This window comes from Paenibacillus sp. FSL F4-0100 (assembly GCF_037993005.1).
Taxonomy (GTDB): Bacteria; Bacillota; Bacilli; order Paenibacillales; family Paenibacillaceae; genus Paenibacillus_AQ.
This window is the reverse complement of the sequence record NZ_CP150303.1, coordinates 5,707,951-5,730,370: the sequence shown is the minus strand read 5'-3', so window position 1 is coordinate 5,730,370 and position 22,420 is coordinate 5,707,951. Positions and strand designations below refer to the sequence as shown.

Sequence of the window (22,420 nt, the reverse complement as noted above, 5' to 3'; positions counted from 1 at the left end):
CGCTTGGCTTATATGAAGATTTTTGTGAGGTACATGAAGCAGCTTGTTTTTTTTATCTTGCATAAATTTCAATTCGTACCCGATCACAGTCTGCCAAGGTTTGATATAATCATCTTGAATCAGTGAAAGTTCTATTTTCTCATTAGCAAGGAGGTATTTTCCATCCATAACGATGAGCAACATGATCCAAAAACATCTATCGAGCTATTAGATGATACCGTTGGCCCTGCCCCCGAAGATGAAGTTGAGGGTTGGAACACGGAGGACGACAATGAAGATGATGAGCTAAATACTCCCCCCAAAAGAATATGGATCAAAAAAACAATCATTATTTTGCTGGCCATGCTGCTATTCGGCAATCTGATCGCGTTTGTTCCGCAAATTTATAATCTTCCGTCACTTCGGTTTTTGAAGAAGGACTCACAATTATCGCAAAATGAACAGATCCAGCATTATAAAGAAGCCGTTGTCAACATAAATGCCGGCGATCGGAAAGGCACTGGCTTCAATGTAGCCGCAAGCGGCCTCATTATTACGAATCAACATGTAACGGAAGATGACAAAGTTGGCACTGTTCAATTTCTTCATGGTAAATCATATCTCGCAGATGTTATCGTCAGTGACATAGAGCTCGATATTGCCATACTTCAGATTAGAGACAATGAGACCGACCTGCCTACACTTCAACTAGAAACAGAGACACCGTATCAAGAGGGCGAACCTATAAATGTCATCGGAAATCCGTTATCATTCAACCGAATCGCCACTGAAGGTATCGTGCTAGGATTAACTCCAACAGCTAATCGAGAGCTTCCTATGCTCATGATACAGGCGCCTATCTATAACGGAAACAGTGGCAGCCCTGTAATCAACAAGGAAGGAAATGTTATCGCTGTTGTGTTTGCCACTACAACTACAACACGGGAAGATCAATCGATTACCGTTGGGCTCGCCATACCCATCGATTATTTGCAGAAATATGAAAAGATAATGAGAGTGAATCTCCAGGCTGAATAAGTATCCCCCGTCATCTTATCTTTGTTCCAACGTCATCTATCTTTTTTGCACATTCATGATAATCTTCCAATTGTTCATCAGGAAGCGGCAGAGCGAGTAGCCAGTTGGAGGACCGCACGGACGGGCATATGGACATTTCTCATCAAAGGATTGAAGCTAGACGGACCTGTGCTGCTGCCAGTGGAAGAGGATCTTCCGTACTTGGCTCGGCCATTTACCCCTGAGGAGAAAGCACAAGCGTTGCAGGCGGCCCGAAGCTGGGGGCTGGATCAGATAGAAGACACCGCGCCAGTCTCCTTCATTGGCACAGGCGCCACTCTGAACGAGGCGACCGCCAACGGGCTGCAGCGGGCAGCAATCGTTTTGGGTATTTCCGTGCCGGAAGTGATGAACCGGGCTACGATTACTGGTTCCATCGACATCGGCCGGGATCCGGGAGTTATCACCGTCACCTTCCTGGCACCTGTTCCGCTTCTTGAGCAAGCAGGATTGGCGGATGTGGTGCTGGAACACTACCAGTTGAGATATTAAACGTTACATATTTCTTCGGATTGGCGCCATTTGCTTCCCGAGCGTCAGACCAAACCAAACCAGAAACAGAACGATGGGCAAGGCGATCAATGTTCCAATAATGAGCGCCGCGGTATCAACGATACCTGCATGCAGAAAGCGATAGAGCGCATAGATCCCATAAGGAATCTCAAGGAACGCGGCTGTAAGGACACCCGGGGTGTATGTCTTAAGAGCAATCGAAGCTCCCACGTGTTTCACACCATCCAGCAGGAAAACCGCAACAAAGCCGGCAAACAGCACGTTGAATGGGCTGCCGATTTCGGCGTTAAGAGCCGTAAGGAACGTTACACTGGTGAGAATGAAGCCGATTAGCAGTACGGCAAATGTGAATTGCAGGGTGATGTGTTTATCCCATGGAATGGAGACAGGCGAGAATTTGGAGATCCAGGGGTTATTCTTGTTCTTCCTGAGCCACCATTCCATCGTGGCAATCTCTTCTCCATCGTGAATGAAAAATACGACCGGCAGCAGCCACAGTATCATATTCAGATTCCAGTGTTGAATGAGCGATAACGTCAATTCCATAACTCCCTTCGGTATTTAATATATATGGCATCTACAGAAAACTGAGTATACACTCAAAATGAGAGCATGAAATAAGCTGATGCAGCGATGAATCTCGGTACTGCTATCAGCTTTTTTCATTGCTGTGTGTAACATCTTGTCTGATGAACCGGATTATGACTGTCCATTCCATCCGTGCATCAGCAGCCGGACAAGCTCACGAATATACGATTCGTCTCCGAGCGGGAGCGCCTCCTTCCCGAAACGGGATTGGAGCATAAAGTAAACCAGGATGGAGGAGGTTATCATCATCATCGCAACCTGAATCGTATGTTCAGGTTGATGTTTCGATCCCGCCGCCTGTTTGAGTATGCTGCTGCCTGCTGTCCCGAAGCCACCGATCAGCCGAGACACCTCATTCGATACTTCGGCATCCTGTATTAATTCGGGTGACCAAATGAGCATTACGTAGTCCATGTTAGCCCTGAGAAACTGGAGGTACGTCAAGCCGTATTGAAACAGGGCTTCCTCCGTAGGCAGCTTTGCCAGTTCCCGGGCATCCTCTTGAACCTGCGGTACAAAGGAAAAATTGTTCACAAGGTAGAGCAGCAGCTTCCGCTTATCTCCGAAGTGGTAGAAGATCAGCCCTTCGGCAACGCCGCTTTCGGCGGCAATCTCTTTGGTTGTCGTCGCATGAAATCCCTGCTGCGAGAACAGCTTCAGAGCGGCGTTCAATATCCGTTCCTTCTTGGCATTTCGATTGTTTGTTGTGGGCATAGGCAGATGGCTTCCTTTTTTGATTAAATGACGAATCCCATATACTGAGTGTTTACTCAAGAATATTGTCATTTCCAGCTATTGTCAAGGCTCGAAATATCAAGGCATGGAATGTTCTAAATTTTCAATGTTATTGATAATAATGAAGGGAGGATTGTTTAGAGCATGCTGCATATGTGATGGAGAAGAGGAGAATCACATGAATTGCTTGTCTGTTTTTCGGCATGCAGTTTATGTGTTTTTTTTCTCTTTTTTTGCGAATCCTTGCATCTTTTCGAATGGCAGAGAGAAATTTTCGAAGAAAGGGGAATGTCGGTTGTCTAGCAATGAAAGCGTTTTACACGGCAAGAAACCTAAAAGTGCAGCGATAAGAAAAAGGCTCTGGGGTGAGCATGCTTTAGCCTATGGATTTCTGGCACCCTCCATCATCTTGTTTATGATGTTTTTGTTCTACCCGATGCTGAAATCGGTTTATCTCAGCATGACGATAACGGATCCGCGGGGTCAGGTTGTTGAATTTGTATGGTTGGAGAATTTTATCCGGCTTTTATCATCAGGATCATTCTATAAGAATCTTGGCGTAACGCTGATGTTTATTTTGTTTACCGTGCCCACCTCCTTGATATGGTCGCTGTTTCTTGCCGCCATTACCCACAACAAGCTGCGAGGGATGAAGGTGTTTCAGTTTGTTTTCTCATTGCCGATTGTCATTTCCGTCGGGACCGGCTCGATTATATGGTTTTTGTTGTTTCATCCTACGGCGGGCATGCTGAACTATTTTCTAAGCTTCGTTCATCTCGGGCCGATCCCTTGGTTAACCGATCCTTCCTGGGCTCTGATCTCGATCTCGATCATGACGATCTGGATGAACATGGGGTTTCTGTTTATTGTGCTGTCCAGCGGTTTACAGGGAGTTCCGGAGGAGATATACGAGAGCGCCAAAATGGACGGCTCCGGGCCGATCCGGACCTTTATCCAAATCGTACTGCCACTGCTGTCACCTACGATTTTCTTTGCTTTGATTGTATCGGTTATCGGTGCATTTCAAGCATTCGGGCAAATTCACATTCTGACCAAGGGAGGTCCGATCAACTCCACCAATGTCATGGTTTACTCCATTTATCAGGATGCCTTCGTCAATTTCCGGTTTGGCATCGGCAGCGCACAGGCTCTGATCCTGTTTGCGATTATTCTGCTCCTTACGCTGCTGCAGTTTAAAGTTCTGGAAAAGAAGGTGCATTACCAATGACCCTGCGCGGAATTACGTCCCTGTTTACCTATCTGCTGCTCATCCTCCTGTCTTTGATTGTGTTATATCCGCTCATCTTTACGGTGTTCTCAGCCTTTATGACCGAGAAGGAGGTAGCTAATTTCCCACCACCGCTGTTCCCGTCGAGCTTCTATCTGGGCAATTTTACGGAGGCCATCTCCGGCTTCCCGATTATTCGCTTTATTCTGAACAGCTTCATTGTCTCGTCGGCCATCATGATCAGTCAGGTCATTACATCAAGTCTGGCCGCATATGCGTTTGCATTTCTTAATTTTAAGGGTAAGGCACTGCTGTTCGGACTCTTCTTGTCAACGATGATGATTCCTTGGGAAGTCACGATTATTCCGAATTATCTGACCATTAAGGATTGGGGCTGGATGGACAGCTACCAGGGATTGATCGTGCCGTTTATGGCAGGGGCCTTTGGCGTGTTTCTGCTGCGCCAGTTTTTTCTGCAGCTCCCGCGTGAGCTGTTTGATGCGGCCAAAATCGACGGGTGCGGTCATATCCGCAGTTTTCTGTCCATGGTGCTGCCGTTGTCCCGGTCTTCCATTGCTACCTTGGCGGTGTATACCTTCCTCACGCACTGGAATCACTTCTTGTGGCCGCTTTTGATCACAAACCAGGCCTCGATGCGAACCGTACAGATCGGGGTGGCTATGCTGCAGCATGCTGAGGTGATGTCATGGAACCTGATTCTGGCCGGCGTGACCATCGTGCTGATCCCTTCCTTTGTGCTGCTGGCTTTTGGCGTCAAACAATTGGTGCGCGGAATTACCGCTGGTGCGTTGAAAGGTTAGTGCGGTGGTTGGCCTGTCATATGCAGGTTTATCATAGGAAGCATTTTACGAACGAAAGGAGAGGGAATCGCGGATGAAAAAAAGAACGAGGTTGGTAAGTATCGTGTTAGCTGCGATCATGCTGCTGCTTAGCGCGTGTAACATTAACATGGGTGAGGAGCCTGATAAGGGGACGGATTCCGTACCAAAGACCGATGTTGGTGTTCAAAAAGTGGTGTTCTGGCATGCGATGGGAGGAGCTAATACCAAGGTGGTTGATCAATTGGTCGCCAACTTTAACGCTTCACAGGACAAGGTGCAGGTAGAAGCGGTGTATCAGGGAACCTATGATGACCTGTTAAGTAAACTGAAGGCGTCGATGGGAACAAACGAGGGACCCTCCGTGGTCCAGATGTACGAGATCGGCAGCCGGTTTATGATCGATTCCAAACTAATTACACCCATGCAGGAGTTCATTGATGCGGATCAGTGGGATGTGTCGCAGCTAGAGCCTAACATCAGCGGGTATTATACATTTGAGGATAAGCTGTATTCCATGCCTTTCAACTCCTCTAATCCGATACTGTATTACAATAAAGACCTGTTCAAGGATGCGGGGCTCGATCCGGAAAGTCCGCCCAAGACGTTTGAAGAACTGAAAATCGCGGCAGACACGATATCGAAAAAAGGGAAGGCGGTTGGAGCGAATTTTGCTATATACGGCTGGTTTATGGAGCAGTTGTTTGCCAATCAGGGTGCGGAGTATGTGAACAACGGCAACGGCCGAGACGATCTGGCGACCGAGTCACTAGTCAATACCGAGCCTGGCGTAAAGGTGCTGACTTGGTGGAAGGATCTGATCGATTCCAAGGCAGCCAATAACCTGGGACGTAAAACCGATGATTCCAAGAAGGCATTCTCGGCCGGTCAGGTCGCCATGATTCTGGACTCAACCGCAGCTTTGAAGGGACTTGTGGATAGCTCGGAAGGCAAGTTTGAAGTAGGCACAGGCTTCCTTCCGAAGCCGGAAGGAGCGGAAGAAGGCGGTGTTATCGTGGGCGGAGCAAGCCTGTGGATGATGAACAGTCGTCCTGAAGCAGAGCAAAAAGCCGCATGGGAGTTCATTAAATTCCTGACCTCTCCATCGGAGCAGGCATACTGGCATATCAATACCGGGTACTTCCCGATTACCACGAAGGCGTATGAGGAAGAAAGCGTGAAGGAGAATCTGAAGAAATTCCCGCAATTCCAGACAGCCATTGATCAGCTGCACCAGACGAAGCTGGTTAAAGCGACCCAGGGTGCCGTGATGGGCGTATTCCCCGAGGCAAGACAGATTGTGGAAGGGGCGATTGAAGAGGTGCTGAACAATAAAAAGTCACCGCAGCAGGCACTGGACGACGCAGCGAAAGAAATTACGACCAAGATTCAGGATTATAACCGTACCGTGAAGTAGCATAGAGGGGAGCCTCAAACTCAGGAGAGACAGGGAGTAACAAGCCGATCCATCAGGATCGGCTTGTTGGTTCGTGGCATGAATGCTCAGCCAATAAACGATTCACCGGGAAGTTTCGCTTAAGCGATACATTCTTAGAAAGAAATCCACCTCAACCGCAAGCGACGGAATCATGAGTACCTGCGTTCTCTTGAGGCTATACTGGTGGTGTTTGAGTTTACAAAAGAAACGCGAAAGCGTATACTCAGACAAAATAATCGTTAATTATAGTAACTCACCGAATAACAGCCACTTCGTGAGGAAATTCCCTTCCTCGTGTTAACACTCACATTTAGGGCGTATAATAACGTTATTCGAAGCTGAATGCCCCTATCCCGGAAGAATGCGATTAATCGCGCTTATCGGATGGAGGGCGTTTTTTCATATCATGCCGGACATAGACAGGGGATAGACAAGATGAGCAGATTGACTAAGGAATTGGCGCAAGAAATTGTAACGCGGACGATGCAAGTGATTCATTATAATGTGAACGTCATGGATGAACGGGGGCGGATTATCGGTTCTGGCGACCGCTCGCGCTTATATCAGAAGCATGAAGGGGCGCTCATTGCGATTGAGAGGAAGGGTCGCTTCGAGATTGACGAGGAAAGCGCGCGCAAGCTGCAAGGGGTGCTGCCCGGAACGAATCTGGCCATTCACTTCCAGGGCGAAGTTGTTGGGGTCATCGGTATTACCGGCGATCCGAACGAGGTGACCAAGTACGGCGAGCTGGTGAAAATGACGGCGGAAATGTACTTGGAGCAAGCAGATCTGCTGGAAAAAGCCCAATGGGATAAGCGGATGAAGGAGGATTTCCTTCAGTCCATCATTCATGCGGACGGCAAGGATAACGCCATGCTGCGCCTCCAGGCGGAACGGATTGGCTTCCATCCGGATAAAGCGCGGGTTGCATGCATTATGGAGCTGATCGGTGCGCAGGACGCGAATTCATTGTCTACACTCAAGCAGGTGGTTGAAATATTGGAGGGTCGGCCCGCCATCGACCTGATCGCCATTCACAATACGCGCCAAATCGTGTTGTATAAGCCCCATCTCCACCCGCGGGAGCCGAACGCCGATATATGCGAAGGCATCCGTCACATTCGCAGGCTGCTGGAGGAGAAGCGGATTGCGCCGCTCCGCATTGCGGTTGGCAAGGCGTATTCCGGCATCGACGGCTTAATCGCGTCTTATCGTTCCGCGCAAGATACGATGCGGGCGGGCCAGGCGATATTCCCGGAGCAGACGGTATACTACGGCGAAGATATGCCGAATGAGACCGTGGCAGCGAACGTTACGCCCTCGTGGGTGGCGGAAGAGCTGCAGCGGCTATGGCGGCGGTTTGCGCAGGAGGATAAGAGCGGGGAACTTCAGCAGACGCTGGAGGCCTATTATGATGAGAACGGCGAGCAGCAGCGCATCGCCGAGCGGCTGTCGATTCACCGGAATACGCTTCGCTACCGACTGCAGCGCATTCATGAGGCGACCGGCAAAGACCCGAAGCATTTTCGCGATTTATATACGCTAATGACGGCCCGCTGGCTAAGCGCGCTGAAAGAGAGGAAGCCGGAGAGTGACGGCGTCTGGAAGGAACATGCATGATTTGTGCATTTGAACAAAAAACACGCTCAATAAAGCGCTTTATTTCATTTTTATGCATGATGAAGCGCTTTCACATTACAGGTACAGTAATAGTATAACGAATTGAGACAACACATTAGGGGGTCTTGACTATGGACGTATCTGTAACTGTACTTGGTGCTTTGACGGCATTGGTTGTGGCGATTGTGCTTATATTGCGTAAAGTCCCTCCTGCCTATGGCATGATGATTGGGGCACTTGCCGGAGGGGTCGTCGGCGGAATCGGGCTGGTTGATTCGGTGAATTTGATGATGGATGGCGCGAAGGGCATGATTCCGGCCGTGCTGCGCATCCTGGCAGCCGGCGTGCTTGCCGGCGTCTTGATTGAATCGGGCGGCGCGAAGACGATTGCCGAAACGTTGATCCGCAAGGTCGGCGAGACGCGTGCGCTGTTTGCGCTGGCGTTCGCGACGATGGTACTGACGGCGGTCGGCGTATTTATCGACGTCGCGGTCATTACGGTGGCGCCGATTGCGATCGCGATTGCGCAGCGCGCCGACTTGTCCCGCATGGCGATATTGCTTGCCATGATCGGCGGCGGGAAGGCCGGCAACATTATGTCGCCGAATCCGAACGCCATCTCGGCGGCAGAGGCATTCAATATTCCATTGACATCGATGATGATGGCAGGAATCATACCGGCTGTCCTTGGGCTTTTTGCCACTTATCTGATCGCGAAGCGCCTGTCCAAAAAGGGAACGAAGATCACGGGCCAGGAAAGCGTAGACGACAGCTCTCAGCAGCTTCCGAGCTTCCTGGCAGCGATGATGGCTCCGATCACGGCGATTGTGCTGTTGGCGCTGCGCCCGCTTGCCGGCATCGTCATCGATCCGGTTATCGCGCTGCCGGTCGGCGGGCTCGTTGGCGCCTTGTGCATGGGCCGCATCAAGCAGATCAATCAATTTGCGGTATCGGGCTTGGGCAAAATGTCGGGCGTGGCTGTCATGCTGCTCGGCACAGGGACGTTGGCCGGCATTATATCGAATTCGCAATTGAAGGATGTCATCATCGACAGTCTGGCCTCCTCCGGCTTGCCGGCTTACTTGCTTGCGCCGATAAGCGGCGCGTTCATGTCCTTAGCCACCGCTTCGACAACAGCAGGTACCGCAGTCGCCAGCTCGGTGTTCGGCTCGACGATTATGGGGCTTGGCGTTGCTTCCCTGGGCGCTGCGGCGATGATTCACGCCGGGGCGACCGTCTTCGACCATATGCCGCACGGCAGCTTCTTCCATGCAACGGGCGGAAGCGTCAATATGGCGATGAAGGAGCGGCTGCGCCTTATTCCGTATGAGACCGCAATCGGTCTCGTCCTGGCCGTCGTATCGACGTTGGTGTTCGGCGTGTTCGGCTGGTTCTTGTAATCTGCGGCAAAATGATTGTTCAGGCAGTTGGTTAAGACTGATGGAGAGGGAGTGGAGAGAATGAAGGTTGTAATTGCTCCAGACTCATTTAAAGAGAGTTTATCCGCATTAGAGGCATGTCATGCCATAGAGAAGGGAATACGCGCCGTGTATCCCGAAGCGGATATCGTCAATGTGCCGATGGCTGACGGCGGGGAGGGCACGGTGCAGTCTTTGGTGGATGCGACAGGTGGACGATTGGTTCACCGCGAAGTGACGGGACCGCTTGGCACCCCCGTGACCGCGTTCTACGGCATACTTGGTGACGGGAAGACCGCGATTATCGAAATGGCCGCCGCCTCGGGACTAGCGCTTGTGCCGCCGGAGCAGCGCAATCCGCTCGCGACGACGACGCGCGGCACCGGGGAGCTTATTACGTCGGCGCTGAACGAAGGCGTCAGCACGATTATTCTCGGCTTGGGCGGCAGCGCCACGAACGACGGCGGCGCTGGCATGGCGCAGGCGATCGGGGTGCGGCTGCTTGACGCCGATGGCTCGGAAATAGGCTATGGCGGTGGAGAGTTGCATCGCATTGCCCGCATCGATACGGGCGGAGCCGATCCGCGGCTGAAGCAGGTTGCCTTCGTGGCCGCGTGCGATGTGGACAACCCGCTGACCGGAGAGCGCGGCGCCTCGGCCGTATTTGGCCCCCAAAAAGGCGCCGATCCAGCCATGGTACAGCAGCTTGACGGCAATCTCAACCATTATGCGGCGATGATTAAGGCATGCTTGGGCCGCGACGTGGCCCAGATTCCCGGCGCTGGCGCAGCCGGAGGGCTTGGCGCCGGTATGCTCGCTTTTTTGGCCGCTGAGTTGAAGCGGGGCGTGGATATCGTTATCGAAGCGACGGGGCTGGCTTCGCAAGTGAAGGATGCGGATCTCGTCATTACGGGAGAAGGCCGCATCGACGGCCAGACGATTTACGGCAAAACGCCGATGGGCGTGGCCAAGACGGCCAAGCGGTACGGAGTGCCGGTCATCGGCATCGCGGGCTCGCTTGCGGACGGGCATGAAGCGGTGCTTGAGCATGGCATCGATATCGTGTTCACGATTGTGCCCGGCGTATGCAGCCTGGACGATGCGATAAGACAAGCCGCCGCCAATATGGAGCGTACAGCGCGCAATATGGCGATGACGTTAAAATGCGGTAGCAAGTTGGCTTGAATAAGATGACGATTAGAGGCGGGCATGATGGAATTCGAGTATAGGATTTGATTGACAATCCTGTTGCTTTGGCACACGGCGTCGAGACAGCTACCATCCCAAGATGCTCACCAAAGTCATCGTCTACGCTTACACACAACGGATCTAGAATTACGTCAAAGAGAGAAATGGCGGTACAGGGCTGATCTCCCTGGAACCGCCATTCCTTTATTTTGCTGTTTTTTCATCAATTGACCGCCGCCGGGATAGGCACTCGCAAAGATTCGGTCGTCCAAACGGGTTGATGTCTTCATTGACGATGCAAACCAGATGGTGCCTAAGGGATATCTTCCTCCAAATCCATTAATGGTTTGGATAGCACCTCCATTTTACCGAAAAACGGTTTCTTTGCGTCTAAAAAAGTAAGAAATTTGCATGGCGTAGCGGAGAGGACGAAACGATTCCGGACAAGCGTCAGCGCTCGCCTTTGCCCCCACATTTCGTCTTTACCCAGAACCATTCCAAGAAATGTGGGGGCAACAGCGATGGTAGGAACGATTCGTACAGGGAGTGTTCTTCTAACAGCAAGAAGGGGGCCTCCCGCAAGATCTAAGATCTTTTGGGACAGCCCCTTGTGGTCGGCTTACCGTGATTCCGCGTAATATTCCACGAGGAAATCACGGAAGGCAATTGCGGCCTTGGACAAGTACCTGGATTCCAGCCATGCAATTTGGAATATGCGACGAGTCTGAGGCTCTCGAATGCTTAGCTTCGTCAGCTTTAACTCCTCGCCGCTTCTGCATTCACCGATTAAAGCTACGCCAAATCCAGAACGGACCAGATCGGCTATGGTTCCGGGGTCTTCCACCTCGCAGACGACCTTCGGCTGAAAACCGGCTTGTTTGCAAAACTCATTATTCATCTTCTGATACGGATGGCCTTCTTTATAACCGACATATGATTCTCCTGCAGCCTCGCTTAAGTGAATTTGATTTTTTTCGGCTAAACGGTGGGTGGGGGGAACGGCCAAGAACACCTCTTCGACGAGCAAAGGCAAGCTGCGTATATCCGGGTGCCGGATGGGCATGGAAGTGAGAAAGAAATCAACCTCATTATGTTCAATGGTCTGAACCATATCCTCCATCGAAGACTGGATGATATGAAAGTTGACTTTCGGATGTTTGCTTAGAAACAATCTTAAAGGCTCTCTGAGTTGCTCCATGTTGGATAAGGCCATATGAATGCGCCCATGCTCCAGTCCCGCCAGATCCTCGACTTCCCTCCGTCCTTCTTCCAGCAGCTGCAGGGCTGCTTTGGCTTTTGCCAAAAATGCTTTGCCATACGGATTGAGACGGATTTGCCGGCCTTGGCGTTCAAATAACGGAGCGCCGAGATTCTCTTCGAGTCTGGAAATGGTCTTGCTGAGCGCCGGCTGAGCAATATGGAGCTCCTCTGCGGCTTTGGTCATATGTTCAAGTCTTGCTACGGTTACAAAATACTTCAGCTGTAACATTTCCATTACGGTCCCCCCCCTTGCTTATATACTCCAGTATATATATACATAGACAATTTTGTATTTTTTATTATCTATTGATGATTATAGAATGATCTCAGAAACAAGATCAAGGAATTCATGAAAGGATGATCGATATGAAAGCCGCTGCGTTTAGTACGATTGGACCGCCGGATGTCCTGCGTGTCTTGGAATTTGAAGATCCTCAGGCCGGTAACGGCCAGATAAGGGTTAAAGTCAAGGCTGCAGGCGTGCAACCGGCCGACTGCGGGATCAGGGGGAGCGGCTGGGCGCCGCCCGGCGTGACATTGCGGATGCCGCAAATCCTTGGTAACGAGTTCGCCGGAACGATAGATCAGGTAGGTGAGGGGGTCACCAGCTTTGAGGTTGGAGAGGACGTCATTGGCTGGTCTTTACTCGCCTGCTACGCTGAGTATGTGGTGGTCAGCACAGATCAAGTTGTACGCAAACCGGATTCCATGCCTTGGGAAGAAGCCGGAGTCTTGACCGCATCGGGGCAAACCGCTCATACGGCACTTGGGACGTTAGGGGTTGGTCACGGGGATACGGTCTTGATTCATGCGGCAGCAGGTGGCGTCGGTTCTTTTGCCGTCCAGATCGCTCGAGCCAGGGGAGCCCGGGTCATCGGAACGGCGAGCGAGCGAAATCATGATTATCTTCGTTCACTGGGCGCTGTTCCTGTTGTTTATGGCCCAGGTCTTGTAGACCGGGTCAAGGCGGCAGCCCCCGAGGGAGTGAGTGCTGCGCTTGATGCAGCTGGCGAAGAAGCGCTGCGAGCCTCGGTGGAGCTTGTCGGAGACCGGAGCCGCATCGGCACGATTGTAGCCTTTGATCAGGTAGAAGAACTGGGAGTTTGCGCGATCCGCAGTCAGCGATCTAAGGATCGATTGGCTGAACTGGTTCAATTATATGAACAAGGGAAATTGAAGATCCATGTGTCCCGGACATTTTCGCTGAGCGAAGCGGCGGAAGCGCATCGCGCCGTGGAGTCCGGGCATGTTCGGGGGAAGGTCGTGCTGCGGATAGCGATGGAGGAATGATTCGTACGTGCAGCGTCATACAAAAGACGGAGGGGCGTCCCAGACTAAGGTCCAGGAAGAAACTGGTCCGTGGCAGCGTGTTAACTTTTTCCTTCACGATATAATGGACATATACATACATAGGAATGGACGTGGAGGATTTTATGAGAAAACATAGCATGATGGCAGTGAAAATTTCATCGCTGTTGATATTTGCCGTGCTGGTCGGATGCGACGTCGCCCAAAATGCGGATGAAGCGGTAAATCGGGAGCTTGATAAATTAGCGCAAGTCGGGAATATGGCCGGCGATTCAGCACTTGCTATCAGTGATCATGTAAAGCGGGAAGGGAAAGAGTTCGAGTTGACGACGGCTCAGGAAGTCGGCACAGCCGAGGGACTGGCCATCGACCATGCCGTAGGCAATGTGGAGCTCATCGCTGCACCCGGTGATGAGATCAAAGTGAAAACGACCGTGTGGTTTAACGAAGGCTTCTTCAAGAATGACAACATTCGTACCCAGGTTACGGAGCAGGCCGCTACTTCCTTTACGCTCAAGGACGACATCCTGGAATTAAGAACGCACCCTATGGAGGACTCCAGCAAGAGTTTATGGGATTGGTCGCAGAAGCAATTTGGCGACTCCGGATTCATGATAGATTATGTGATCGAAGTACCGGAAGACCTGCAGCATATCCGCATCAAGAATGATGTTGGGAAGATTCGGGTGAACGAATTGAAGGGGGATTTTGACCTTCAGTTGGGAGCCGGGGAAATTCAGCTCGCCAAAACGGAAATCACGGGCAATTCCAAGATCGTATCCGAAGCGGGCAGTGTTAAGCTGGACCTTGAGCAGATCGATAAGGACAGCACGCTGACGGCCAACACATCGGCAGGCAGCATCACGGCCATGTTTGCGCCGTCCATGAAATACACGCTGGATACCGAAACCGAGCTTGGACAGATTACTGGAGCAAGCCGGGGTCAGAGTGACATAAACGGCGGCGGAGCGAAAATATCCCTGACGACTGCCCTTGGTTCCATCAAAGTTAATCCATAAGCGGCACATGATAGCTAAGAGCACATGCCAATTTCCATAACGAGATAACCTCTTGGATAATCGGTGAAACTCTTTGAGTCTCCCTAATATATGGTGATTAAGGATCAAAAAAACAATCACGGATGATCTACATCCGTGATTGTTTTTTTTGTATGTTAAACCACAGTGTGAATGGGGAATGGGCCTTACATTAATTTCAGCACTTGGCACAGCTGATATAGATAGTGAACGCCGCGTATTTGGTTATGGTTGCGGTAGTTGAGGTATACCAGCGTGTCCTTGAGCACTCGTCTGGCGTTATCGACTTGATGATGCTCGAGTTCTTGCAGTACATCCTTGATGACCTCCAGCGGGTAATTCGCTGAGCGGAGAATCTGAATGATCATGATCTGCCGGATCTGGGCGCCATCGAACTTCCGATAGCCGTTTTCCCGATCCCGAGACAGATTAAGGACGCCTTCCTTCTCCCAGTGGCGGATGGCCGAGGTGGGAACGCCGGTCTCGGCCGCAACCTCCCCGATGGTCAGCTCTCTTTTGCGGCCACGGGTATCGACCACGTCAAGCTGCTCGGTTTCCAGAATGCGGATGGTCCGCTCCGCGAGGATTTTATCCTGCTGGAGATTGGCTTGGACCTCATTTACGATCCAGAGCGCTTCATCCAGCTCGCTCTCCTGCAGTTTGACCATCACTTGCTTCGTAACGTCTACGCCGAAACCAGGAAACATGGCTCGGATGCACTCAAAGTAAGCGGCATGCTCCTCGGTATATATCCGGTATCCGTTCGGAGCACGCTTCGCGGGAGGAACAATCCCCCATTGCTCATAGTGCTTGAGCGCACTTGTGGTAATCCCCAGTTTCTTGGCGATATCAATCGGTCTGATACCCATGATGGTCCCCCTTGCCTCATGCGGATCTGCCTGAATCCTTTTTTCTGGGGGATTGTATCATGAAGCATGGCTCAATGAAAAGTCTGCTGGGAAAATAGCGGTCTCATCGTCTTGATCTATCTCAAGATGATTGCCGTTCCAAAAATGTTTTAACTTGTAAAGTATTGTTTTGGGTATTAAAAAAGGAATCTTAGATGGTTTATCTAAGATTCCTTCGTATGCTGCTGTTTCTGACGCTCCAGATAGGCAGCGACCTTCATGCGGTTTCCGCAGGTTTTGGGACTGCACCAGCGCCTTGTGCCGTTTTTGCTATTGTCGTAAAAACGAAGCACGCACGCCGGATTTTCGCATGTTTTCACCAGTTTCAGGTCATGGGTGGTTAAAAAATCAACGGCAGCTGCGGCGACCGGGGTCAACAGATCCAGCGGCTTGCGAAAAAGCATCCGGCTTTTGCGGCTGTAGGTGCTGCCTTCTGCCACAAGCGTTGTGCGAGTGATTTGCTCCTGCAGCAGCCCATTGACAAACTGCAGGCTGGCCACCGTTGAGGTTTCGTTCACACTGCCCGGCTGAATCAGAATAAAGAGGTGATCGCGGAGCAGTCTGGCGGCTTCCACGATCCCGGCTTCCTCCTCGGAGCCAGTCCATACCGCCTTGCGCAAGTTTCGCTCTACCTCGGTCAGCAGGTTAGCCTTGACCTGCCAATCCAGTAAAGCCTCGAAGTCATGCAGCAAATCCAGCGGCTGACCGTTGAAAGCAATTTTGGTATTGACGAAATCCAGTACGGGATGGTTGCCAATAAAATAAAATTCGGATGCGATTTTTTTCGGCATAGGTACCGCTCTCCTCAGAACATACGATAAGTACTTATTTGTAGCCCATTATATAGTCCATGCTGTGTTTACACAAATGAAACGGCATCAAACATTATACATAAACCTTAAAGCTCCATGACGGCTTTTGATTTCCAAAACGGCGATAGATCAACCTTTTTCTGTTTGGAATTTTGTACTTGCATCAATGTTGTAAGATGGGTTTGTAAAATGAAGTATTGGAGCTAAGGTTCCAAAATGAAAGAGTATTCGAAGCGAGTTTTATGGCGAAGGTTCTCAATGAAGCTCAGCTCCACAAAACTTTAGGAGGTTTGGAAATGGAAGGAACGATTAAGATTCGCGGTGCCCGGGAGAACAACCTGAAGAATGTTTCGCTTGAAATCCCGAAGTACAAACTGGTTGTCATGACAGGACCGTCCGGCTCCGGGAAGTCCACGCTCGCAATGGATACACTGCAGCGGGAGTGCCAGCGGCAGTACATGGAATCCATGGGCATGGTGTCGGACTCGGTCAGCAAGCCGAAGGTGGATTCGATTGAAGGACTTTCCCCGTCGATCAGCGTGGGACAGCACATTACGAACCGGAACCCAAGATCCACCATCGGAACGGTGACGGATATCTACACGCTGCTTCGAATTCTGTTTGCCAAGCTGGGTGAACGTACTTGTCCGTCCTGTGGCGATACGGTGATGCCTCATGTGGATGGAGAAGTCTATCACGGGCTAGCGGATGAGGAAGAGATCAGCGATTCTCACGAGACGGTTCATTGTAGGCGATGCGGCCATGGTCTCGAAAAATTGACGATGTCGCATTTTTCCTTTAACAAGCCGGAAGGCGCATGCGAAACATGCAGCGGACTCGGTCAAACGGTGAGTCTGAACATGGATGCCGTGTTCCGTCCGGAATTAAGCCTAAGAGACGGCGGGGTGGCAACGTGGTACAGCGCTCTTACCGATTATAACACCAGCATTCTGAAAGCGGCAGCCAAGTATTACGGGTTCGCATTCGATGAGTTCATGCCGCTTCGGGATTATGACGATGTTCAGCGTGATCTCCTGTATTTCGGCGTAGAGAGCGAGCAGTTCAGCCGGCATTTTCCTGAGATGAAGCCGCCGAAGTCCGTAGGACAAGGCAAGTACGAGGGTGTAGTCACCGGGATCTGGAGAAGGTACCGGGAGAAGGGGAGCGAGTTCGGTGAAGCATCCCTGTTTCATGAGCATGTCTGTCCGGATTGTCACGGAACGAAGCTCAAGGAGAACAGCCGCCGCGTCCGAGTAGAAGGAGTCTCCATTAACGAAGTCAACGCCTGGTCGATCGGGGAATCCTTGAATTGGATGGAGGCACTGCTGAAGAAGCTGACGGAGGACCAATTAACGATTGTGGAACCGCTCATTCATGATTCCGTCGTGAGACTAAAGCGCATTATGGATGTGGGGCTGGGTTACATGTCCATGGAGAGGCAGGTCGTCACCATGTCGGGCGGAGAAGCCCAGAGGCTTCGGCTCGCATCGATTCTGGGATCAGGCCTCACGGGGGTGCTTTACATTTTGGACGAACCGACAACGGGACTGCATCCCAAAGATACCAGGGGACTCATCCAGGTTCTGAAACAACTGAGGGATCTGGGCAACACGGTCCTCGTCATCGAGCATGACGAAGAAGTGATGCGGGCCGCTGACCATATCATTGATATCGGACCGGGTGCGGGAACGATGGGCGGTACGGTTGTCGGTCAAGGAACGCTGGAGGAATTGATCCAAAATCCCAAGTCTGTGACCGGATCCTACTTCCGGGATAACACGATGCTCACGGCACCGAGTCAGCGCAGGGCTGGAAACGGAAGGCTGCTGACGATCGAGGATGCACATTTAAGAAATCTGAAACATATCACGACCTCTTTCCCGCTCGGCTGTCTCATATCGGTGACAGGTGTATCGGGATCCGGTAAATCCACGCTTTTGTTTGATCTTCTGGCGGAATCCGGAAGCGATCAATCAACTCCAATCGGCTGCAAGGCCATCACGGGTTGGGAATCGGTAGGGCAACTGATTACGGTTGACCAATCGCCGGTATCCCGAATGCAGCGCTCCAACATTGCTACGTATACCGATGTTTACACCCATATCAGAAACTGGTACGCCAGCTTGCCGGAAGCCAAGGAAAGTCAATTGACGGCCAAGCACTTTTCCTTTAACACGCAAGGTGGACGATGCGAGACATGCCAAGGCCTTGGCGTGGTGTCCGTGCATATGCACTTCCTTCCGGAGCTGGAAGTACGTTGTTCGGATTGCAAGGGCAAACGGTTTAAGGAAGAGGTTCTGCGCGTGACCTATAATGGTTATACCATCTCCGACATTTTGGATATGACAATTGAGGAAAGTCTGTCGATTCTGGAGGATCGACAGAAAATAATGGAATTGACCCAACTGCTCTGCGATGTCGGACTTGGGTATTTGAAGTGGGGGCAATCGGTGAGTACCTTATCCGGCGGTGAGGGGCAGCGGATTAAATTGGCCAAGGAACTGAGCAAAAAAACTAAAAATCACACGCTGTATTTGCTGGATGAACCTTCAACCGGGCTTCACCCAGGAGATGTCCGGCAGCTGCTCGTTCTGCTCAACCGCTTGGTGGACGCGGGGAACACTGTGATTTTGGTTGAACACAATCTGGACTTGATCTGGAAATCGGATTGGATCATTGATATCGGACCTGGCGGAGGAGCTGCCGGCGGGTCTGTGGTGGCGACAGGAACGCCCGAAGACGTGGCGGCTGTGGAAGCCTCGTTTACCGGCCGTTTTATCAAAGAAATCTATATGTGACGGATGGATGCGAAAAGGGAGGAATTCCATGTGGAGCAAACCGTAGAAGAAAAGGGTAAGGTTACAAAAACCACGATTCGATATTTTTTGAAGCTTCTGCGTTCTTCGGGTATCCCGAAGCTGGTGCTCTTTCTGGCCATCGTGCTCAGTTTGGTTGGTGCGGTGACGGGACTGGTCGTCCCGCTCATCACCGGCCAATTCATCGATAATTTTGCGGCAGATTCGTTCAATATTCGCATGGTCGGCTTTTTGGCCGTTCTGTTCCTGCTGGAAGCCGTGGCGAGCGGACTTTCCTATTATATGCTTGCCTATGTCGGGAACCAGACGGTCAACAAAATTCGGAAACGGCTCTGGACCAAGGTGCTGGCCTTGCCGGTTCCGTTCTTTGACAAGCATCGCTCGGCAGAAACGATGAGCCGGGTGACCAACGATACAAACGAAGTGAAAACGCTGATCACGGATCATTTGATTGCTTTTTGCTCGAATCTGCTGACCGTTTTAGGGGCCGTTGCAATCTTGTTTTACTTGGATTGGCGGATGACCCTCATCATCCTGATTGCCGTTCCGGTAGGGTTCGGCATATTAATGCCCATTGGCGGAAAAATGTACAAAATTTCAATCAGTATGTATGGACAGTTAGCCCAGCTGTCCGCCATGCTGACCCAGGTGATCGGCGAGATTCGCCTGGTGAAAGCCTCCAATGCAGAGCGGAGGGAGGAGAAAAGCGGGTATGACGATATGGACAGTCTGTACCGATTCGGCATGAAGGAAGCCAAGATCAATTCAGTCCTGATTCCGTTGATGTCGATGGTCATGGTTGTGCTGCTGGTGGTCATCATCGGATACGGCGGCGTTCGCGTCTCTTCAGGGGCACTCAGTGCAGGCGAACTGGTATCGTTTATTCTGCTGCTGTTCCAGATCATGTTTCCTTTCAGCCAGTTTGCCACTTTCTATTCCCAGCTCCAAAAAGTGATGGCGGCAACCGAGAGATTGCGACTTATCCTCGAATATGAGCCGGAGAGCGACGATCGTGCGGTGCGCATGGCACCGGAAGGGCATCGGGATGTTGAATTTAAAGAGGTGACGTTTGCTTATCATGAAGGCGAGACCATTCTGTCCGAGGTATCCTTTGCGATTCCTGCCAAGAAGGTCACCGCATTGGTAGGGCCGAGCGGCAGCGGCAAAACCACGGTGTTCTCCTTGATTGAGCGATTCTACGCGCCATCCGGCGGGGGGATTTACTTTGGCTCGGAAGCGATCCGTGATTATACTTTGGAGTCCTGGCGGCGAAAGCTCGGGTATGTGTCCCAGGACAGCCCGCTGATGACCGGAACGATTCGGGACAATATCGTCTATGGACGGGAAGAGCCGGTCTCCGACGAGGAAATTGCTGAAGCGGCGAGATTGGCCTATGCGGAGGGATTTATCGAGGCATTGCCGAGAGGATATGACACGGAGGTTGGGGAGCGAGGCATCCAGTTATCCGGAGGTCAGCGTCAACGGGTGGCGATTGCAAGGGCGCTGCTTCGGAAGCCGGACATCCTGCTTCTGGATGAAGCGACAGCAAGCCTGGACAGCGACTCCGAGCATGAAGTGCAGAAGGCGCTGAACAATCTGATGGTCGAGCGTACGACCGTGGTCATCGCGCACCGGTTATCGACTGTCGTCGAGGCGGACCAGATCATTGTGCTTGAAAAAGGACAAATTACGGGAAGCGGGACGCATGAGGAATTGATCCGTAACCATCCATCCTATGTGGAGTGGGCGAAGAAGCAGTTCCAGACCGGGGAGTAGGACTATACAAGAAGGTTTTTATACTGCTCGAATCGAATAGAAATATTAGATAACATAGCCTGAGCTTAGATGAGAATAGAGGAGATGAGCAGAGCATGGCGCAGATCAAAATTTACGGCGTCCGGGATCGATTGAACCCAGTCAAAGAGCAATTATCGGAAGTGATACACGCATGCGTGGTCGAAGCGTTTGAACTTCCGGTGGATAAGAAATTCCATCGGTTTTTTCCCATGAACAGGGAGGATTTCCACTTCCCTGACGGGAGAACGGATCGCTACACCGTGATCGAGATCAGCGTATTTGAAGGTCGTACTGTGGAGGCCAAGAAACATCTGATTCGATTGTTATTCGAACGGATTCAGAATACGCTGCGAATCGCTCCGCAGGATGTGGAGATTACGATATTTGAGACACCGCAGCATAACTGGGGAATCCGGGGGCTTCCGGGGGATGAACTGGCTCTGGGTTATAAGGTGAATATTTAGAGCCTTAGTTAGTCTTAACAAGCGCTCAATTACCAATAACTTCGAAGAAGCCTGGTGATTGGCGCTTGTTTTTTTTCATTCGTGTCTATTGACGGTGGCACTCCCGATTTCGTAATGCGTGTAACCCCCCCCCTCATGTATGAGAAACATCGACAGTCCAGCCGCATTTTTTTGGATCTGATATAGACGTTCCACCAGATCACTTCTTATGATGGAAACGGGTTATAATGGTTCTAAAGTTGATACAGTAGTCTCCAAACCGATTGGTGCTTTCGATTGCTAGCCGGATTCCATCTGCTCACGATGCTCCATCCAAGTACAAAGCGAACCTTGGCAGGGTCGGTGTTTCCGTATTTCTGCCTCTGAAGCATGAATAGCAGTAGATATGATGCACGAGTGTTTTTTGAACATGAAATATAAAAGGGGGGCTCGTCTATGACCTTACAACAATTAAAGTACGCCATTGAGGTAGCCAATCGAGGCTCGATGAATGAGGCGGCTAAACGCTTGTTCATTTCCCAACCCAGTCTGTCCAATGCAATCAAGGATCTGGAAGAGGAGCTTCGCATTACGATATTCGAGCGCACCAACAAAGGCATATCATTGTCCAAAGAGGGCGCGGAGTTTCTTGGCTATGCACGGCAGGTGGTAGAGCAGGCCGAGCTACTGGAGGGACGTTATCTGAATGCGAAGCCTTCTCCGCAGCATTTTTCGGTATCTACACAGCACTATGCTTTTGCGGTCAATGCCTTCGTGAATCTGGTTCAGGAATATGGACAGGATGAATACGAGTTGGCCCTGCGGGAGACGAAGACTTATGAAATTATTCAGGATGTTAAAACCCTGCGCAGCGAAATCGGCATTCTGTACCTCAATGAATTCAATGCCAAGGTGATCAACAAGTTGTTGAAGGATGCAGGACTGCAGTTTACCAGCTTGTTTACGGCGAGGCCGCATATTTTTATCAGCATCAAAAATCCGCTGGCGAAGCAGTCCATCGTGACCATTGACGAGCTTCAGAATTATCCGTATTTATCCTTTGAGCAGGGGGAATACAATTCGTTCCACTTCTCCGAGGAAATTCTCAGCACGTTATCCCATAAAAAGAGCATCCGGGTCAATGACCGCGCGACCCTATTCAATCTGCTGATTGGTCTGAACGGCTATACCATTTCGACCGGAGTGCTGAGTGCTGACCTGAACGGGAACGAGATTATTCCGGTTCCGCTCGCATGTGATGAGACGATCAACGTCGGATGGATCAGTCATAAGAATGCGACTCTGTCCAAGCTTGCTGCCGCTTATGTCGAGGCGCTGCATGAAGCGATATCCACCTGATTTTGATGGGTAGCAACTATCATTCATTAAGGAGATTGCGGACGATATTTGGAATTC

Annotated in this window: 18 protein-coding genes and 1 pseudogene; 14 read left to right on the top strand and 5 right to left on the bottom strand. The window is 51.0% G+C overall.

Going from position 1 to position 22,420, the window contains the following annotated elements:
* The first annotated feature begins 342 nt into the window (after positions 1–342).
* Positions 343–1,017 (top strand): serine protease, encoded by a 675-nt coding sequence (locus MHH48_RS25950; protein WP_256720705.1) that lies wholly within the window; start codon positions 343–345, stop codon positions 1,015–1,017.
* A gap of 138 nt (positions 1,018–1,155) precedes the next feature.
* Positions 1,156–1,548 (top strand): annotated as a pseudogene (locus MHH48_RS25945) (acetamidase); the annotation flags it as partial.
* Positions 1,549–1,551: 3 nt separating this feature from the next.
* Here MHH48_RS25945 and MHH48_RS25940 read toward each other — a convergent pair.
* Positions 1,552–2,115 (bottom strand): HXXEE domain-containing protein, encoded by a 564-nt coding sequence (locus MHH48_RS25940; protein WP_076324123.1) that lies wholly within the window; start codon positions 2,113–2,115, stop codon positions 1,552–1,554.
* A gap of 153 nt (positions 2,116–2,268) precedes the next feature.
* Positions 2,269–2,871, bottom strand: coding sequence for a TetR/AcrR family transcriptional regulator (locus MHH48_RS25935; protein ID WP_076324122.1), 603 nt, complete (start codon positions 2,869–2,871; stop codon positions 2,269–2,271).
* A 316-nt stretch (positions 2,872–3,187) separates the two neighbouring features.
* On the opposite strand from MHH48_RS25935, the gene MHH48_RS25930 reads away from it, so the two are divergent.
* The 6 genes from MHH48_RS25930 to MHH48_RS25905 all read left to right on the top strand — a co-directional run bounded on the left by MHH48_RS25930 (position 3,188) and on the right by MHH48_RS25905 (position 10,620).
* Positions 3,188–4,120, top strand: coding sequence for a sugar ABC transporter permease (locus MHH48_RS25930; RefSeq protein WP_076324477.1), 933 nt, complete (start codon positions 3,188–3,190; stop codon positions 4,118–4,120).
* Complete coding sequence (locus MHH48_RS25925; protein WP_076324121.1) at positions 4,117–4,941, top strand: carbohydrate ABC transporter permease; 825 nt, start codon at positions 4,117–4,119, stop codon at positions 4,939–4,941. Before MHH48_RS25930 ends, MHH48_RS25925 begins: the two co-directional genes overlap by 4 nt.
* A gap of 73 nt (positions 4,942–5,014) precedes the next feature.
* Positions 5,015–6,376, top strand: coding sequence for an ABC transporter substrate-binding protein (locus tag MHH48_RS25920; RefSeq protein ID WP_076324120.1), 1,362 nt, complete (start codon positions 5,015–5,017; stop codon positions 6,374–6,376).
* Positions 6,377–6,832: 456 nt separating this feature from the next.
* Positions 6,833–8,017 carry a sugar diacid recognition domain-containing protein gene (locus tag MHH48_RS25915; protein ID WP_076324119.1) on the top strand — a complete coding sequence of 395 codons (1,185 nt, stop codon included), beginning with the start codon at positions 6,833–6,835 and terminating at the stop codon, positions 8,015–8,017.
* Positions 8,018–8,148: 131 nt separating this feature from the next.
* The gene (locus MHH48_RS25910) at positions 8,149–9,417 is read left to right on the top strand and encodes an SLC13 family permease (RefSeq protein ID WP_076324118.1); all 1,269 of its coding nucleotides are present in this window, start codon (positions 8,149–8,151) and stop codon (positions 9,415–9,417) included.
* Between the two features lie 60 nt (positions 9,418–9,477).
* The gene (locus tag MHH48_RS25905; RefSeq protein ID WP_076324117.1) at positions 9,478–10,620 is read left to right on the top strand and encodes a glycerate kinase; all 1,143 of its coding nucleotides are present in this window, start codon (positions 9,478–9,480) and stop codon (positions 10,618–10,620) included.
* A gap of 622 nt (positions 10,621–11,242) precedes the next feature.
* Here the strand turns inward: MHH48_RS25905 and MHH48_RS25900 are convergent.
* Complete coding sequence (locus MHH48_RS25900; protein ID WP_076324116.1) at positions 11,243–12,118, bottom strand: LysR family transcriptional regulator; 876 nt, start codon at positions 12,116–12,118, stop codon at positions 11,243–11,245.
* Between the two features lie 131 nt (positions 12,119–12,249).
* Between MHH48_RS25900 and MHH48_RS25895 the strand changes: the two genes are divergently transcribed.
* On the top strand, positions 12,250–13,173 hold the full coding sequence (locus MHH48_RS25895; RefSeq protein ID WP_076324476.1) for an NADP-dependent oxidoreductase: 924 nt from the start codon (positions 12,250–12,252) through the stop codon (positions 13,171–13,173).
* Between the two features lie 143 nt (positions 13,174–13,316).
* Entirely contained in the window at positions 13,317–14,210 is an 894-nt protein-coding gene (locus MHH48_RS25890) for a DUF4097 family beta strand repeat-containing protein (RefSeq protein WP_256720669.1), read from the top strand.
* 185 nt (positions 14,211–14,395) lie between these two features.
* On the opposite strand, the gene MHH48_RS25885 is transcribed toward MHH48_RS25890, so the two are convergent.
* Both MHH48_RS25885 and MHH48_RS25880 read right to left on the bottom strand, forming a co-directional pair.
* Positions 14,396–15,097 (bottom strand): MerR family transcriptional regulator, encoded by a 702-nt coding sequence (locus tag MHH48_RS25885; protein WP_076324114.1) that lies wholly within the window; start codon positions 15,095–15,097, stop codon positions 14,396–14,398.
* A gap of 203 nt (positions 15,098–15,300) precedes the next feature.
* The gene (locus tag MHH48_RS25880) at positions 15,301–15,927 is read right to left on the bottom strand and encodes a CGNR zinc finger domain-containing protein (protein ID WP_076324113.1); all 627 of its coding nucleotides are present in this window, start codon (positions 15,925–15,927) and stop codon (positions 15,301–15,303) included.
* Positions 15,928–16,244: 317 nt separating this feature from the next.
* Here MHH48_RS25880 and uvrA point away from each other — a divergent pair, with 317 nt between their 5' ends.
* The 4 genes from uvrA to MHH48_RS25860 all read left to right on the top strand — a co-directional run bounded on the left by uvrA (position 16,245) and on the right by MHH48_RS25860 (position 22,363).
* The gene (gene uvrA, locus MHH48_RS25875; protein WP_076324112.1) at positions 16,245–18,746 is read left to right on the top strand and encodes an excinuclease ABC subunit UvrA; all 2,502 of its coding nucleotides are present in this window, start codon (positions 16,245–16,247) and stop codon (positions 18,744–18,746) included.
* 30 nt (positions 18,747–18,776) lie between these two features.
* Positions 18,777–20,540: an ABC transporter ATP-binding protein gene (locus MHH48_RS25870; protein ID WP_076324111.1), complete on the top strand. Its 1,764-nt coding sequence runs from the start codon at positions 18,777–18,779 to the stop codon at positions 20,538–20,540.
* 95 nt (positions 20,541–20,635) lie between these two features.
* Entirely contained in the window at positions 20,636–21,025 is a 390-nt protein-coding gene (locus MHH48_RS25865) for a tautomerase family protein (RefSeq protein WP_076324110.1), read from the top strand.
* A 435-nt stretch (positions 21,026–21,460) separates the two neighbouring features.
* Positions 21,461–22,363: a LysR family transcriptional regulator gene (locus MHH48_RS25860; protein ID WP_076324109.1), complete on the top strand. Its 903-nt coding sequence runs from the start codon at positions 21,461–21,463 to the stop codon at positions 22,361–22,363.
* Positions 22,364–22,420: the final 57 nt, after the last annotated feature.

Excerpts from the sequence above, each read along its gene's own strand:
- MHH48_RS25950 (WP_256720705.1), top strand. The coding sequence starts at position 343 with ATGCTGCTATTCGGCAATCTGATCGCGTTTGTTCCGCAAATTTATAAT.
- MHH48_RS25940 (WP_076324123.1), bottom strand. The coding sequence starts at position 2,115 with ATGGAATTGACGTTATCGCTCATTCAACACTGGAATCTGAATATGATA.
- MHH48_RS25935 (WP_076324122.1), bottom strand. The coding sequence starts at position 2,871 with ATGCCCACAACAAACAATCGAAATGCCAAGAAGGAACGGATATTGAAC.
- MHH48_RS25925 (WP_076324121.1), top strand. The coding sequence starts at position 4,117 with ATGACCCTGCGCGGAATTACGTCCCTGTTTACCTATCTGCTGCTCATC.
- MHH48_RS25920 (WP_076324120.1), top strand. The coding sequence starts at position 5,015 with ATGAAAAAAAGAACGAGGTTGGTAAGTATCGTGTTAGCTGCGATCATG.
- MHH48_RS25915 (WP_076324119.1), top strand. The coding sequence starts at position 6,833 with ATGAGCAGATTGACTAAGGAATTGGCGCAAGAAATTGTAACGCGGACG.
- MHH48_RS25910 (WP_076324118.1), top strand. The coding sequence starts at position 8,149 with ATGGACGTATCTGTAACTGTACTTGGTGCTTTGACGGCATTGGTTGTG.
- MHH48_RS25905 (WP_076324117.1), top strand. The coding sequence starts at position 9,478 with ATGAAGGTTGTAATTGCTCCAGACTCATTTAAAGAGAGTTTATCCGCA.
- MHH48_RS25900 (WP_076324116.1), bottom strand. The coding sequence starts at position 12,118 with ATGGAAATGTTACAGCTGAAGTATTTTGTAACCGTAGCAAGACTTGAA.
- MHH48_RS25895 (WP_076324476.1), top strand. The coding sequence starts at position 12,250 with ATGAAAGCCGCTGCGTTTAGTACGATTGGACCGCCGGATGTCCTGCGT.
- MHH48_RS25890 (WP_256720669.1), top strand. The coding sequence starts at position 13,317 with ATGAGAAAACATAGCATGATGGCAGTGAAAATTTCATCGCTGTTGATA.
- MHH48_RS25885 (WP_076324114.1), bottom strand. The coding sequence starts at position 15,097 with ATGGGTATCAGACCGATTGATATCGCCAAGAAACTGGGGATTACCACA.
- MHH48_RS25880 (WP_076324113.1), bottom strand. The coding sequence starts at position 15,927 with ATGCCGAAAAAAATCGCATCCGAATTTTATTTTATTGGCAACCATCCC.
- uvrA (WP_076324112.1), top strand. The coding sequence starts at position 16,245 with ATGGAAGGAACGATTAAGATTCGCGGTGCCCGGGAGAACAACCTGAAG.
- MHH48_RS25865 (WP_076324110.1), top strand. The coding sequence starts at position 20,636 with ATGGCGCAGATCAAAATTTACGGCGTCCGGGATCGATTGAACCCAGTC.
- MHH48_RS25860 (WP_076324109.1), top strand. The coding sequence starts at position 21,461 with ATGACCTTACAACAATTAAAGTACGCCATTGAGGTAGCCAATCGAGGC.